General features: G+C 67.6%; 12 protein-coding genes. 7 read left to right on the top strand and 5 right to left on the bottom strand.

The genetic code is table 11. From position 1 onward, the window contains the following. The first annotated feature begins 55 nt into the window (after window positions 1-55). Window positions 56-1,900 (top strand): DUF222 domain-containing protein, encoded by a 1,845-nt coding sequence (locus ACFVWG_RS19860; protein WP_391544780.1) that lies wholly within the window; start codon window positions 56-58, stop codon window positions 1,898-1,900. 419 nt (window positions 1,901-2,319) lie between these two features. Here the strand turns inward: ACFVWG_RS19860 and ACFVWG_RS19855 are convergent, their stop codons facing one another. The 4 genes from ACFVWG_RS19855 to ACFVWG_RS19840 all read right to left on the bottom strand — a co-directional run bounded on the left by ACFVWG_RS19855 (window position 2,320) and on the right by ACFVWG_RS19840 (window position 6,136). Continuing rightward, entirely contained in the window at window positions 2,320-3,192 is an 873-nt protein-coding gene (locus ACFVWG_RS19855; RefSeq protein WP_391544779.1) for a hypothetical protein, read from the bottom strand. Window positions 3,193-3,223: 31 nt separating this feature from the next. Beyond that, window positions 3,224-3,976 carry a metallophosphoesterase gene (locus ACFVWG_RS19850; RefSeq protein WP_391544778.1) on the bottom strand — a complete coding sequence of 251 codons (753 nt, stop codon included), beginning with the start codon at window positions 3,974-3,976 and terminating at the stop codon, window positions 3,224-3,226. Window positions 3,977-3,985: 9 nt separating this feature from the next. Continuing rightward, complete coding sequence (locus ACFVWG_RS19845; protein WP_391544777.1) at window positions 3,986-5,494, bottom strand: PstS family phosphate ABC transporter substrate-binding protein; 1,509 nt, start codon at window positions 5,492-5,494, stop codon at window positions 3,986-3,988. A gap of 78 nt (window positions 5,495-5,572) precedes the next feature. Then, window positions 5,573-6,136, bottom strand: coding sequence for a hypothetical protein (locus ACFVWG_RS19840; RefSeq protein ID WP_391544776.1), 564 nt, complete (start codon window positions 6,134-6,136; stop codon window positions 5,573-5,575). A gap of 131 nt (window positions 6,137-6,267) precedes the next feature. Between ACFVWG_RS19840 and ACFVWG_RS19835 the strand changes: the two genes are divergently transcribed. From ACFVWG_RS19835 to ACFVWG_RS19810, 6 genes are all read left to right on the top strand, one after another. Then, entirely contained in the window at window positions 6,268-7,626 is a 1,359-nt protein-coding gene (locus ACFVWG_RS19835; protein ID WP_391544775.1) for a dihydrolipoyl dehydrogenase family protein, read from the top strand. Window positions 7,627-7,671: 45 nt separating this feature from the next. Continuing rightward, complete coding sequence (locus ACFVWG_RS19830; protein ID WP_391544774.1) at window positions 7,672-8,685, top strand: energy-coupling factor ABC transporter permease; 1,014 nt, start codon at window positions 7,672-7,674, stop codon at window positions 8,683-8,685. Continuing rightward, window positions 8,682-9,440 (top strand): cobalt ECF transporter T component CbiQ, encoded by a 759-nt coding sequence (gene cbiQ / locus ACFVWG_RS19825; protein WP_391544773.1) that lies wholly within the window; start codon window positions 8,682-8,684, stop codon window positions 9,438-9,440. Before ACFVWG_RS19830 ends, cbiQ begins: the two co-directional genes overlap by 4 nt. Continuing rightward, entirely contained in the window at window positions 9,437-10,210 is a 774-nt protein-coding gene (locus ACFVWG_RS19820) for an energy-coupling factor ABC transporter ATP-binding protein (protein ID WP_391544772.1), read from the top strand. The genes cbiQ and ACFVWG_RS19820 overlap by 4 nt, the downstream gene beginning before the upstream one ends. Window positions 10,211-10,327: 117 nt before the next feature. Further along, window positions 10,328-11,113 (top strand): SGNH/GDSL hydrolase family protein, encoded by a 786-nt coding sequence (locus tag ACFVWG_RS19815; RefSeq protein WP_391544771.1) that lies wholly within the window; start codon window positions 10,328-10,330, stop codon window positions 11,111-11,113. A 1,145-nt stretch (window positions 11,114-12,258) separates the two neighbouring features. Continuing rightward, complete coding sequence (locus ACFVWG_RS19810) at window positions 12,259-12,873, top strand: maleylpyruvate isomerase family mycothiol-dependent enzyme (RefSeq protein WP_391544770.1); 615 nt, start codon at window positions 12,259-12,261, stop codon at window positions 12,871-12,873. A gap of 20 nt (window positions 12,874-12,893) precedes the next feature. Here the strand turns inward: ACFVWG_RS19810 and ACFVWG_RS19805 are convergent, their stop codons facing one another. Continuing rightward, a complete protein-coding gene (locus ACFVWG_RS19805; RefSeq protein ID WP_391544769.1) occupies window positions 12,894-15,146 on the bottom strand; it encodes an ATP-binding cassette domain-containing protein in 2,253 nt (750 codons plus the stop codon). Between the last annotated feature and the right edge of the window lie 59 nt (window positions 15,147-15,205).

The following is a 15,205-nucleotide window of genomic DNA, read 5'->3' as shown; positions in this document are numbered from 1 at the left end:
AAATAAGGGGTTCTGGGGCCGGAAACTGTCGGTGGGCGTGGCTATGCTTTTCGGTATGGAGATCTTGGCGATGCGCCCGGTGTGCATGCAGAGTGACAGCGAACTGCTGGTCACTCTCGACACGCTGGAAACCGCCGAGGCCCTGATCAAGACGGCCAAACTGCAGGTCATCGCGGACCTGCACGACAGGGGCACCGCCCAAGCCCTCGGCGCCCGCGACACCGTCGAACTGGTGTCACAGCGCTACCGCCTCAACCCCGCCGACGTCCGCAAAGACGTGACGTTTTCCGGTGCCCTCGGCAAGTATTCCGCGGTGGTGGACGCGTTGCCTGATCCCACGGACCCAGCACGTCCAGCGGTTCTGGATCCGGCGCTGGCCAAGGTGATCGTCACGACCCTGGAGAAGGCACCCGCCTCAGTTCCGGTCGACCAGTTGGAGGTCGCCGAAGAACAGATGATCAACGCCGCACGGATCTCCAACCCCCGTGAACTGACCAAGTTCGGCCTGGAGGTCCTGGCCCGGCTGGACACCGACGGTGCTGAACCCGCCGAGGACGAGGCGCGCGCGAAGGAGTCGTTGCGGGTGCGGCAGGTCGACGGTGGGGTGAAGTTCTCCGGGTTCGTAGCCGGTGCCAGCGGCGAGACCCTCCTCACGCAGCTTCATGCGTTGTCCAAGCCGCACAAGACAGTCGATGGTGAGCGTGATCCGCGGCCTCTTGAGGTTCGGCAGGTTGACGGGTTCAAGACGATCCTGGATGCGGCCGCGGGCAACCCTGACTATCCAGGGGTACCGCACATCACCGTCACCATCGACTTCAACGACCTCAAGACCCAGCTCGGCACAGTCACTGAAGCCGCCGGCTCCACCACCCCCACACCCACACCCACACCAGCCACGACCGATGGAGCGGCTGCGACGGGCTCGACCACCACACCCGGCACGACGGGTGGAGTAGATGCGCCGGGCGCGACAGCCGCACCCAATATGACGGGTACACGCCGCACGTCCGGCAGCGCGAGGACGTCAGGTGTCCCCGGCCCGTCGGGTGCGGCAGGAACGTCGGGTGTGCCCGGCGCAACGGGTGAGGTGGGCACCACCGACACGGCCGGCGCGGTGGGCGCGGTGGGCGCGATGGGCGCGATGGGAACAACCGATACGACGGATGCGGTGGGCGTGCTCGGTTTGTCGGGCGCGGGCGGTGAGTTGGTGTTGGGAGGCAATCTGTCGGCCTCGGCTGTGCGGTTGCTGGCCTGTGATGCTGCGATCCTGCCGATCGTGTTGGGTGGCGATTCGCAGCCGCTGGACGTGGGGACCGAGCAACGGTTCGTGAACAGATACATTCGCCGCGCACTCAACAAACGCGACAAAGGCTGCGTCGTGTGCCAAGCACCACCTTGGATGTGTCATGCGCACCATCTGATTCATTGGGCTGACGGCGGTCCGACGAGCCTGCAGAATCTGGCGTTGCTGTGTTCTGCCCATCATCGCGCGGTTCATGCGGGGCAGTGGGCTGTCTCGATCACGAGCAGCGGGCTTGTTGAGGTGACACGCCCGGACTGGGCCGACCCACCTTTGACCGATCCTGCCGACCTGGCCGCGGTCTTTGCCTGGGCCACCCCTGCCCAAAACGACAACGACAGCGTCTCCGACGCGAACAGTGCCAGTGCCAGCGGCGGCGACGGCGACGGCGACGGCGACGCGTGTTCCGATGCCGGTGTGGGCGGGGCAGGTTTCACTAGCGACCCTGTGCACTGGCCGCCCGACCGGCTCCCCACCGCCAGTACCGTGCCCAATCCGGAACTGGCCGCTGCCCGCGAAGCGTTCAGGGCCCGGCTGCTCTCGCTGACGCCCAACTACCGCGATCCCTGGGCCGATGACACTCCCGCAGCCGGACCGTAGGCCCCGCCTCCCGCCCCGGTCACTGCCCGCCCACCACCTCGCGGAACGCTCAGCCACGCCCGCACGGGTGACGCGTACTAGACCCTGACCGCCACGACCGCCACGATCCGGAACCCCCGGGGGCCGGTCACGAGGCAGGCGACAGCGACAAGAGCGTGCGGCAGGTCGGGGTGACCCCGCGGTCGGTTGGGGAGTTGAGGGACACGGTAGGCGTCACCCGGGCGGTTGTCTCGCTAGCGTCCGAAGACTCGCGGGGCGTGGTCGGCGATTCTTCGGACGTTAATCGGCCAGCACGAGGTGGAGCCGGCCTCAGCTGCATGGCGGGGCGTCTTTCCTGAAACGCAACCACCGCCCGGCAACCCCAGACAACCGACAGTCGGTCCGCGGATCCTCCGCCGGCGCCCGTTCGCGTTTCTGCCTCAGGTATCCAGTGCGGCGCGGAACTTCGGATAGCCCGGAGCCAGCTCGGTGAGAATCGCTGCGGCTCGGGCGAATCGCCGCGAGGTCAGCGCGAATTGCAGACCGCCGAGCTGGCGCGCGAGGTCCGCGGCCACGGTTGCGGCCTCGTGCTGGTCGATGGCGGCCAGCCAGATCGAGGCGTCGTTGAGTCGACGTACGCCGGATGGTCCCGCGAGGCCGGCGAGATGGCCACGGATGCCTTCGCTCTCGGCGGCGAGTTGGGCGGCCATCTGTTCGATGGCTTGTTGTGAGTCGCGGGTGAGCCAGCCGCGGGCGTAGGGGAGCGAGGCGCGGAGTGCATCCTCGACCGGCACCTGATAGCGGCGTTCGAAATCGGTACGGAGGATGTACGAGCCTTCCACCGAGGTGATTTCGTCGGCGCGGCGAGCTTCGAGGAACTGCGAAATCGGCAGCGTGGTATAGGGAAAGCCGTCCGGGTCGTGGAAGACGACGGCGTCCTCGGTGACCTCGGTGACCACCACCCAATGGTCACCGCCAACAGCCTTGCCCGGCGACCACGGCTGATGCGTGAGCAGGCCGATGTCGACCGGACCAACCAATGCCGGCGCCCCGGATCGAAGCCGTTCCAGCGCTTCGTCAGCCGAACCGCCCGAGCTGCGAGTGCACGTCCAGCCCAGCAGCTCGATGGCCCGGTCGAGCCCCAGGTCGGGCTGCCAGCCAGGCGGGTCGAACCACGGCAGACCGTTGTCTTCGACCTGCGCGCCGAACGGCGATCCGGTCAGCACCTCGATCGCAGTCATCGGCACGTCGCGGATCATCATCGCCAGCGAATTCGCATAGCAGTAAGCGCCAGACCCCAGATAACTCGTCATGCGTTGATCCTGGCATTTTCGGAATTCGTTGTCAGGGGAAGCGGTAGAAGGTCTGTAGGGGTTCGCCGGGGTGGTGGATGTGGAGGGCTAGGCCGGGGGCGGCGTCGGTGTCGACGATGGTGCCGCTGGCTGGGGCGGGCTCGAAGGGGAGCGGGACGGTCGAGCGGATGCCTGGTGCGCCGAGGACGGGGTGGCCGGCGAAGGAGGTCACGACCGGGTTGTGCACGTGACCGGTCAGGATCGCGGTGATCGGCTTGCCGGTGAGGACCGCCTCTAGGGCCGGTTGCTCAAGCAGCAGCCATTGGTCCATGACGGGGTGGTGCATGGTGAGTGGCGGGTGGTGCATGGCCACGAAGGTCGGGCCGTCGAAGGGCTCCCGCAGTACGGCGTCCAGCCAGGCCAGCGAGTCCGCGGACAGCAGGCCGTGGTCCTTATTCGGCACGGAGGTGTCGACGAGGACGAAGCGCGCGCCGGCGGCCTCGCGCACCTGATGGATCGGGTGGCCGGTGCCGGGGGAGTCCAGGTACGCCGCGAGTCCGGTCCGCAGCGGTTCACTCACGTCGTGGTTTCCGGGCAACACCAGAACCGGTACGCCGGTCGGCAGTTCCGCGGCCAGCTCGTCGTACTCGGAGAGCAGCCCGTGATCGGCTAGATCCCCACTCACCAGTACGACGTCAACCGGCGTACTGAATGCAGCCAGGTACGCCGTGATCCGCCGCAGCCGGTCCCGCGGCACGTCGGTTCCGTCCAGATGAGGGTCACTCAGGTGTGCGATGACGATCATCGCAAAACCCTAACCGCAGAACCCGGTCGGCAGATCGCCGCAGGGGACCAGACCGCCGCGCTCGAGGACCGGCCGAGCCTTGGTCGACCCGATGTAGTCGAGGAACGCCGCGGTGAGTGTCTTGGGCTCGGGAGCCTTGTAGGTGTAGGCGTGCTCGACCTCCCAGAACCGGTACGACCGGTCCGCCACCCTCGCGGTGTCCGGGGCGACCTTGTCGATCGTCACGATCGAGACCTGCGCGAACCTCCGCGCGCTCCCGAGCTCGGCGTACCCGATCGCGCCGTCGATCTCGTTGACGCGGGTCAGCAGCTCCTCCGTCGTACCGACCTCGCAGCGGTGGTACTTCGCGACCGCGTCGTCGTCGCGGGCGCAGTTGTCGGAGGAGATGCCGAGCTCCTGGTCACCGGCGAGCACCTTCTCGCGGAACACCCGGCGCGAACCGGAGTCCGGCCCGACCCGGCTGACCATCCGGATCGGGATGTCACGGCCGCCGAGCTGCTTCCAGTTCGTGAACTTGCCGCTGTAGATGTCGCGCAGCTGCGTCGTGGTCAGCGCGGTCACGTCGGCCGCCCGGTTCACGGCCACAGCGAACACGACCACGGCGACCGGCGTACCGACGAGCTCGGGTGCGCCCTCGGCGGGACCGTCCGACATCGCGATCTGCTTAGCCGCCTGGGCGGCGTCCTTAGGCCCGAGCTCGGCCAGCGCACGGACGCCGCTGCGGCTCCCGTTCGCGGCGATCACGATGTCGGCGCTGGTGCACTCGGCCGCGTACGCGGTCCGCAGTTCACGCATGGTCGGCTCCACGGCGGTCGAGCCGATCACCCGGAGCTGACCCGACGAGCAGTCGTCCGGCGGCTTCAGTACGTCGACGAGGAAGAACGCGACCAGCGCTCCGACCAGGACGAGCGACAGTGCGCCGAACAGCAGCGTACGGCGACCTGGGCCGCGCGGGCGTGGTTCGTGATAGACCCCGCCACCGGTCGAGCCGCCGGCCAGGTAACCCGAGTGACTGATACCGGTCCCCGTGCCGGACAGCACGAGCAGGAACTTGAAATGGTCGCCGCGGTTGATCGCGATCCGGGGCAGGACGAGCTTGCTGGTGTCGACGAAGTTCGCCGGTGCCAGCCGCCGTTCGAGCATCTCGCCCAGCGACTGCGGGTAGGCCTCGGTCACCTTCAGCCCGACGATCTTGCGATCGGGGAACGCGAAGGCGACCTTCTCGTGCATGTCGTGCGGATCGATGTCCATCCCGCCGGCGTTGTCGAGCCGGAGCAGCACGATGCTCGGGTCGGGCACCACGGCGCCCTGGTGGCGCACCTCGACGTCGACCATCCGCTGGGTCTGGTCGGCCCGCGGGTAGACACCGATCCGCGCGTCGACCTGGATGCGGTAGACGAGACGCTTGCGGCGGAGCACATAGCGGTCGACCAGCCAGGCGACCGCCGTACCGATCAGTGCGACCGCGGCGATCACGGTTTCGAGATTGACGGACGCGAAACCAGAGAAGTCGAACAACGTGCCCCCACTTCGATGAGTGGGGGACGTTAGTCGCGTGCGGTGAACGGGTGCTTACCGCACCATGACGTGTCGGGATCAGCAGGCCGGGACGGGTGGCCAGTTCCAGTCGGGCGTGCACCACTTGGCGCCGACCGTCCCACCCCTGGCCTGGCCTGGAGTCGAGTACACGCGGACCGCGCCGTCCACGGCCGAACTCGCGAGGTAGCCACCCGTTCCCATGGAGCGGATGTAGACGCGCGGGCTGCCTTCGGTCCACCAGCGCTGGTGCTGGTCGTTGGAGTCGCAGGGCTCGATGGCGGTCAGGCCGCCGCTGGTGCCGACGAAGCGCGAGGTGAGGCAGCCAAGAGAGATGCCCAGACTGTCGGACAGCGAGAAGGTCAGCAGGCCGACCGTGCCGGGGATCGGCCGGATCCGCCAGCCGTTTCGTGGACCGGCGCCGAGATCGCATTCGCCCAGGTAGACCCATGGCGGCGAGGCGGAGCGGACAGTGGAGGCACAGAGTTGGTTGCCGGAGTTCTTGACGTACTGCTCGTAGGAGACGGCACCGGCCGTGCTCGTACCCGTGGACAGCATCAGCGCCGCGATACCCAAGGCGAGGCCGACTGCGCGGAGTGATCGCTCGAATGACCGTTTGCTCATGACCGGAGTCTCTGCGAGCGCGCACCGGCGTAGTCAGGTGCGGAGGAGCAGACCATCGGGCACCCCTTACCGGCTGATGACGCGCCGGGGTGGGGCTTGGTTGGGGGGATGGGGTCTGAGAGATTGGCGGCATGGCTGAACAGGTTGACGTGGTCGTGATCGGGCTGGGTGTGGGTGGCGAGGAAGCGTCCGGGCGGCTGGCCCAGGCGGGGCTGAACGTGGTGGGGATCGAGCCGCGGCTGGTCGGCGGTGAGTGCCCGTACTACGGGTGCATCCCGAGCAAGATGATGATCCGCGCCGCGAACCTGATCGCCGAGACGCGCCGCGTCGACGGCATGGCCGGTACGGCGACTGTGCAGCCGGACTGGGCTCCGGTGGCGCAGCGGATCCGGGACGAGGCGACCGACAACTGGAACGACCAGGTCGCGGTGGACCGGCTCGTGAAGAAGGGCGTCACGTTCGTCCGCGAGCACGCGACGATCACCGGGCCGCACACCGTGAAGGCGGGCGACCGGGAGTTCGAGGCGTCGAAGGGCATCATCGTCGCGACCGGGACGGTCCCGCTGGTGCCGCCGATCGAGGGCCTGGCCGGTACGCCGTACTGGACGAACCAGGACGCGATTCGGGTCGAGACGCTGCCGGTCTCGCTGGTCGTGCTCGGTGGCGGCGCGATCGGGGTCGAGCTGACCCAGGTCTTCGCGCGCTTCGGCGTCGCGGTGACCGTGGTCGAAGGCGCGGAGCGGATCCTGTCGATGGAGGAGCCCGAGTCCGGCGACCTCGCTCGCGAGGCGCTTGAGCGAGACGGCGTGACGGTCAACACCGGCGTCCACGCGTCCAAGGTCTCGTACGACGGCAATGGCTTCACCATCACGCTGGATGACGGCCGCACGGTGACTGGCGAGAAGTTGCTGGTGGCAACCGGTCGCCGCGTCGACATCAAGGGGCTCGGACTCGATCAGGTCGGGCTGGATGCCGACGCCCGCCGCATCGAGGTCGACGAGCACGTCCGGGCCGCGGACGGCGTCTGGGCGGTCGGCGACGTGACCGGCGTCGGTGCGTTCACCCACACGGCCATGTACCAGGCGAACATCGCCGTCCACGACATCCTCGGCACCCAGGACGCGCCGCTGGCGCGCTACCACGCGATGCCGCGGGTCACCTTCACCGATCCCGAGATCGGCGCGGTCGGCCTGACCGAGAAGCAGGCCCGTGAGCAGGGGCTGACCGTGGCGACCGGGATCACCCAGATCCCGTCCTCGTCGCGTGGCTGGATCCACAAGGCCGGCAACGAGGGATTCATCAAGGTCGTCGTCGACACGAACCGCGGCGTCCTGGTCGGCGCGACGAGCGCCGGGCCGACCGGTGGCGAGGTGCTGAGTGCCCTCGCGATCGCCGTACACGCCGCCGTACCCGTGCACTCTCTGCAACAGGTCATCTACGCATACCCGACGTTCCACCGCGCGATTGGTGATGCGCTCAAGGATTTGTGACCGTCCCTGTTGCGATTCGATCGCAAAAGGACAAAGAATGTCGGCGTGCATGTTCCTGATGGGTTCTTCGACGCCCCGACCTCCATCGCCACCGGCCTGATCGCGGCCGGTGCGGTCGGCTTCAGCCTCCAGCGGGCCAACCGCGAGATCCGCGAGACGGGTCCCGCGCTGGCCGGGCTGACGGCCGCGTTCGTCTTCGCCGTACAGATGGTGAACTTCCCGGTCGGTGCCGGCACCAGCGGCCACTTGCTCGGTGGTGCGCTGGCTGCCGCGCTGGTCGGCCCGTGGACCGCCGTACTGGTGATGTCGACGGTGCTGCTCGTGCAGGGGCTGTTATTCGCCGACGGTGGGCTGACTGCGCTGGGCACGAACATCACGTTGATGGGGCTGATCACGGTCCTGGTCGGGTACTTCATCACGCGGGCGCTGCTTCAGGTTCTGCCGCGTCGTACGGGGAGCGTCGTACCGGCGACCACCGTTGGCGCGCTCGTCTCGGTACCGGTTGCCGCGCTGGCCTTCACCGGGTTGTACGCGATCGGCGGTGCGGTCGATATCCCGCTCGCCAAGCTCGCCACCGCGATGGTCGGCTGGCACATCCTGGTCGGAATCGGTGAGGCGGTCATCACTGCCGCCGTACTGGGTGCTGTGGTCGCGACGCGTCCGGACCTCGTGTACGCCGCCCGGCACCTGCAGCAGGAGCTGGTGCTGGTCGATGCCGATGGCAACACTTCCACCGTGTCGCCGGACACGCCAATCGCGGCCAAGCCTGCTGGTCGGTCGTTCGGTATCGGGATCGCTGTGACGCTGGTCGTTGCCGGTGGCGTGAGCTTGTTCGCTAGCGCGCACCCGGACGGGCTCGAGTTCGTCGGCGCCAAGCTCGGCTTCGAGTCCGCGGCCAAGCACTCCGCGGTCGCGAGTAGCCCGTTGGCCGACTACGGCGTCAGCGGAATCGGGAACGCGCAGGTGTCCGGAGCGCTCGCCGGGATCATCGGCGTACTGGTCACGATCGCTGTCGGCCTAGCTATCGCCAAGGTCGCGTCGCTGCGCAAGGCGTCATGAGCGGGGACGGCCTGCTCGTCGCGGTGGACAGCAAGGTCCACCGCATCCCGGCACAGGTGAAAGTCGTCGCTCTCTTCGTCTTTGTCCTCGCCGTCGTCTCCACCCCGGCCGCGCATTTCTGGGCCTTCGCCCTGTACGCCGCTTTGCTCGTGGGTGCGCTCGTGGTCGCGAAGCTCCCGATGCCGGTGGTCTCGCGACGGCTGGCGGTGGAGACGCCGTTCATCGTGTTCGCGCTGCTGCTCCCGTTCGTCGCGACCGGCCCGACGGTCGACGTACTGGGTGTGCAGTTGTCGCAGTCCGGCGTACTGGGTGCTTGGAACGTGCTGGCCAAAGGCACGCTCGGCGTGGTCGCCGCGATCCTGCTCTCGGCCACGACCGGACCGCGCGAACTGCTCGCCGGCCTCGAACGGCTCCGGCTGCCGTCGACGCTCGTGGCGATCCTTTCGTTCATGGTCCGCTACCTCAGCGTCGTCTCCGACGACCTGCACCGGATGCGGATCGCCCGGGAGTCACGCGGGTACGTCGGCGGCCGAGCCGGGCACCTGAAGGCGATTGCCGGGGGAGTCGGCGCGCTGTTCGTGCGGAGCTTCGAGCGTGGTGAGCGGGTGCACCTGGCGATGCGGTCGCGCGGGTACACCGGGCGGATGCCGCTGCTGGGTGAGGTCGGCGCGACGCGAGCTCAGTGGATCGAGGGCCTGACGATCTCCCTGGCTGCGGTCGCCGTCGCGGTGGCGGCTAGGGTTGTCGGCTTGTGAGCGGTCCTGCGATTCATGTCGAGCGGCTCGTCTTCGCCTACCCGGACGGACGGCAGGCCCTGTTCGGCGTCGACTTCACCGTCGAGCGTGGCGAACGCGTCGCGCTGCTGGGCCCGAACGGTGCCGGCAAAACCACCCTGGTCCTGCATCTGAACGGGATCCTCGGCTCGGTCGCCGGCGGTTCGGGGAGCGGGCGGATCGAGATCGGCGGGACCGGTCTGCACCGCGAACACCTGCCGGTGATCCGGCGGAAGGTCGGGCTGGTGTTCCAGGATCCGGATGACCAGCTGTTCATGCCGACCGTGCGCGATGACGTGGCGTTCGGTCCCGCGAACCTGGGCCTGCGCGGCGCTGAGCTGGAGGACCGGGTGCGCGAGGCGCTCGTCCAGGTCGGCATGCAGGATCACGCGGATCTCGCACCGCACCATCTCTCGTATGGTCAGCGTCGCCGGGTGGCGGTCGCGACAGTGCTCGCGATGCGGCCCGAGGTGCTCGTGCTGGACGAGCCGTCGAGCAACCTGGACCCGGCCAGCCGGCGCGAGCTCGCCGACATCCTGACCGGCCTCGATGTGACCCTGCTGATGATCACCCACGACCTCCCGTATGCCCTGCAGTTGTGTGAGCGAAGCCTGCTGATGGACAGCGGCCGGATCGTCGCGGACGGCCGGACGCGGGACCTGCTCGGCGACGCCGACCTGATGAGCGCACACCGCCTGGAGCTTCCGTACGGATTCGATCCGCTCTCGGTCCCCGGCCCGGAAGGCCGCTGACCTACTCCAGAAATACCTCGCCAGTTTCTTACCAAGACCTTGTCTGTTACCCGCGAGTCGGCCATCGTGACTTTGAGTACTGCAGTCGCCACCCCTCGCACACAAGGCGGTCCGCCCATGAAGTCCATCGCCAGTCTGCTGTCCGCCGCGGCCCTCGGCGCCGTGGTGCTCCTCAGCCCCACCGTCGCCCACGCCGCGGTCAACTACGTCGCCCTCGGAGACTCCTACGCCTCCGGCGTCGGCACCCGCACCTACATCGCTGACAGCGGTTCGTGCCAGCGCTCGGTCAAGGCCTACCCGTACCTGGACGCCGCCCGGCTCGGCGCGAACCTGACCTTCGTCGCCTGCTCCGGCGCCCGCGTCGCCGACGTCACGGCCAACCAGCTCAGCGCGGTCACGAGCGCCGCCAACCGCATCACCGTCCAGGTCGGCGGCAACGACGCCGGCTTCTCCTCAGTGATCACCGAATGCGCCAAGCCGGCCTGGCTCGGCGACTGCACCACCGCGATCAACAACGCCACCGCCACCATCAACAACACGATCCCCGGCCGCCTGAACGGCCTCTACGCCTCGATCAAGAGCCGCGCCTCCTCGGCCCACGTGATCGTCGTCGGCTACCCGCGCCTCTTCAACGGCACCGACTGCAACGCCGGCACCTTCTTCAGCCCCGACGAGATGACCCGCCTCAACGAGACCGCCAACCTCCTCAACTCCAAGATCGCCGCAGCAGCCAGCGCCGCCGGCTTCGCCTTCGTGAACCCGACCTCCGCCTTCATCGGCCATTCCGTCTGCGGCAACCCCGAATGGATCAACGGCCTCTCCAACCCGGTCAGCGAGTCCTACCACCCCAACGTCACCGGCCAAGCCCAGTACGCCAACCTGGTAGCCCCCTCCCTCAAGTAACCCCCGCCCCACACCTTTCGGGGCAACCCTCCAGCTCGAGGGATATCCCCTCAGCTAGGGGGTTGCCCATCGAAAACCCCAGTGGGCAACCCCCCAACTCAACGGGCAACCCCAACGGCCGCGAGCACCCGCGAGATCCGCCCACCGCGCCCCACCCACGCCGTACCGGAGGCCCTAGGCCCGGCCAACGCCGTACCCCAGCCCTCTCGCCCTGACCAACGCCGTATGCCCGCCCCGCCGTCGCGGTCGCGGTACGCCGGTCTCTGGCCCCCGCCGTTGCTCACCGCTTCGCCGCGTGCCCCTACGCCCCCGCGCATTTCAATGGATATCCGTTCAAGTGGCTCCTTCTCTGCTCAAATTTTGGGGGGAGAAGGGGCAACTTCAGGGGTGATCCGTTCAAATTTCCTGGGCCGGACCGGCGAGTTCGGGCCGGATGGGTGGGGGTCGGCGGTGGCGCCGGTTCACCCGACGTCCAACCATCTGAAGCACACGCGCCTTGCGCCCAGCCGTGCGACACCAGCCACCAGTTCTCGCCATGCCGTTCTCGCCACCGCCCGCTCTCGCCGTGCCGTTCTCCTCACGCCGTTCGGGCCCGGGCATCTCGCGTGGGCGAACCCTCCAGCTCAGGGGATATCCACCGAGTTGGAGGGTTGCCCATCGAAAATCTCAGGGGGCAACCCACCAGCTCGATGGGCGGGAGCGCCGGGCTGCTCACCCACGCAACGTCCGAAGAACCGAAGACATCGTCTCCGGACGTTCGGACGTTAGCGATCTGTACGGCGGGAGGTCCGGATGAGCGGTCGGCGTGGTCGGCGTGGACCGGATGTTCGCCGCCGGCGCCGCGGGACGTCCGAAGTAGTCGTGGGCGTGGTCGGCGTGTTTTCGGACCTTAGGGATCTGTACGGCGGGACGTCCGAGGGGCTGGTGGGCGTGGTCGGCGTGTTTCGGACGTTGTGGGGTGAACCGTTGGGGGTGGTGGGGCGTGGACTGGGGACGGGTGATTGGAAGGGGAGTCGGATGGTGAATTACGGGTTGGATTTGTTGGCCGTGGATGGTGGGCGGGCGCTGGTGGACTTGGTGGCTGAGGGGGATCGGCTTGAGGTGGTGGTTGCGGGGGAGGGGGACTGGTCTCGGGCTACGCCGGCGTGGGGTGGACGATTGCGCATCAGATCGCGCATCTCGCCAAGGCCGATGCGAACGTGTTGATCGCGCTGAAGGACCCCGCATCGTTCGCAAACGTCGGGACAGACGCTGATCGGGATGCTGAGGTGGGAGCGGGTCAGCCGCGCGAGGTGCTGTTGGAGCAGTGGCGGGCTGGGCGCGCGGAGTTGGCGGAGGCGTTGGGTGAGTTGCCGGCGGATCGTGCGTTTCCGTGGTTCGGGTCGGAGCTGAACGCGCAGTTGATGATTCCGCTGCGCCTGATGGAGACGTGGGCCCACGGGCAGGACATCTACGACACCTTGGGTATCGAGCACGCTCCGACAAGTGGACTCGAGCATGTGGCTGCGTTGGGAGTGGCTGGTGGTGAGATGTCGTTCGCGGTCGCACAACTCGCCGTACCGGCTGAGCCGATTCGGATTGAGCTGACCGGGCCCGGTGGTGGCAGTTGGGGTCCGGAGGATGCGGCGCAGCGGATCGAGGGGAGTGCACTCGACTTCTGTCTCCGGGTGACCCACCGAAGAGAGCGCGCGCAGACCGGCCTCAAGGCAGTCGGGGAAGACGCGGACAAGTGGCTGGACGTTGCCCGCGTCTTCCTTTGATCAACAGAGAATCAAGAGAGCTACTGGATGTACGAGCGGAGGTGTTCCGCGGTCAGGGTCGGGCTGCTCTCGACCAGGTCGGCCGGCGTGCCGGTGAAGACGACCTGACCGCCGTCGTGGCCGGCGCCCGGGCCGATGTCGATCAGCCAGTCGGCGTGCGCCATCACTGCTTGGTGGTGTTCGATCACGATCACTGTGTTGCCGTCGTCGACCAGCTTGTCGAGCATCGTGAGGAGCGCGTCGACGTCGGCCAGATGCAGTCCGGTCGTCGGCTCGTCGAGGATGTAGATCGAGCCGCTCTTGCCCATGTTGATCGCGAGCTTCAGTCGCTGGCGCTCACCACCCGACAACGTGGTCAGGGGCTGCCCGAGCCCGATGTACCCGAGCCCGACCGACGACAACCGATCGAGGATCGTCCGCGCCTGACCCTTCACGAAGAACTCGCGCGCCTCGGTGACGGTCATCCGCAGTACCTCGCTGATGTTCTTCCCGCGCAGCTTGTACGCGAGCACCTCAGCCGTGAACCGGGCCCCGTTGCAGACATCGCAGATCGAGCCGACCTCGCCCATCATCGCGAGATCGGTGTAGACCAGCCCGATCCCCTTGCAGGACGGGCATGCGCCGACGGAGTTCGCACTGAACAACCCCGGCTTCACCCCGTTCGCCTTCGCGAACTCGGCCCGGATCGGATCGAGCAACCCCGTGTACGTCGCTGGGTTGCTGCGCTTGGACCCGCGAATCGGTTCCTGACCAGCCACGATCACGCCCGGCCGACCAGCCAACGATCCATGGATCAGCGAACTCTTCCCCGACCCAGCCACACCCGTGACCACGGTCAATACCCCGAGCGGGACCTCGACACTGACATCACGCAGGTTGTGCAGGTTCGCGTGCTCGATCGACAGCTGCCCGGTCGGACGCCGTACGACGTCGCGAACCGCGACCCGATGATCGAGATAGCGACCGGTGAGTGTGCCGGACTTCTTCAAACCCTCGAGGTCACCCGAGTAGCAGAGCCGCCCACCGGACATCCCGGCTCCCGGCCCGAGGTCGACCACGTGGTCGGCGATCCGGATCGTCTCCGGCTTGTGCTCGACGACCAGGACCGTGTTGCCCTTGTCGCGGAGCTGAACCAGTAGGTCGTTCATCCGCTGGATGTCGTGCGGATGCAGCCCGACCGTCGGCTCGTCGAACACGTAAGTGACATCGCTCAGACTCGACCCGAGGTGCCGGACCAACTTCACTCGCTGTGCCTCACCGCCGGACAGCGTGCCTGACTCCCGGTCGAGGCTGAGATAGCCCAGCCCGATCGTGACCATCGAGTCGAGGGTCTGCCGCAACCCGTCGACCATCGGGCCGACCTCGGTGTTCTCGACGCCGGCCACGAACTTGGCCAGGTCGCTGATCTGCATGGCGGAACACTCACCGATCGTGCGCCCGTTCACGGTCACCGACCGGGCCGCCTCGTTCAGCCGGGAACCACCGCACTCCGAGCAGACGTCCTGCTTCACCGCCCGCTCGGCGAAGGCTCGCGCCTGGCTCTGCATGGCGTCGATGTCCTTGCCGATGAACTGGCGCCGGACCTTCGCCGCGAGGCCCTCGAAGGTCATGCTGTGTTGTCCGACCTTCACCTTCGTCGGCTCCTGGTAGAGGAATCGCTGCCAGTCGTCGGGGGAGTAGTCGCGTAGCGGCAGGTCGGGATCGAAGAGCCCGGTCTTCGCGTACCCCTGCCACCACCAGGTGTCGATGGCATAGCCGGGCACCGTGATCGCGCCCTGGTTCAGGCTGAGTGAGCGATCGACGAGCTCGTCCACCACGAGCTCGGTGGTCCGGCCAAGACCTTCGCAGGCCGGGCACATCCCCTCGGCCAGGTTGAAGCTGAAGGCGCCGGCGCCGCCGATGTGCGGCGTACCGGCGCGGCTGAACAGGATGCGCAGCATGGTGTGCGCGTCGGTCGCGGTGCCGACCGTGGATCGGGAGTTGGCGCCGATCCGCTCCTGGTCGACGACAATGGCAGCGGACAGGTTGCGCAGGGCGTCCACCTCGGGCCGGGCCAGGCTCGGCATCAGGTTCTGGATGAACGCGGTGTAGGTCTCGTTGATGAGGCGCTGGGACTCGGCGGCGATGGTGTCGAAGACGAGTGAGGACTTGCCCGATCCGGAGACTCCGGTGAACACGGTCAGGCGGCGTTTGGGGATGTCGAGCGACACTCCGGCGAGGTTGTTCTCCCGGGCACCACGGACTTCGATCACGTCATGGCTGTCAGCAAGCATCCTTCAATCCTCCCATTGAACCGCCGATGAAGACTTTGCTCGCGACGCGACCGCTGAGC

The sequence above is a fragment of the Kribbella sp. NPDC058245 genome, assembly GCF_042882005.1.
Taxonomy (GTDB): domain Bacteria; phylum Actinomycetota; class Actinomycetes; order Propionibacteriales; family Kribbellaceae; genus Kribbella.
The sequence above is the reverse complement of the archived record's forward strand: the minus strand, read 5'-3'. Positions and strand labels throughout refer to the sequence as shown.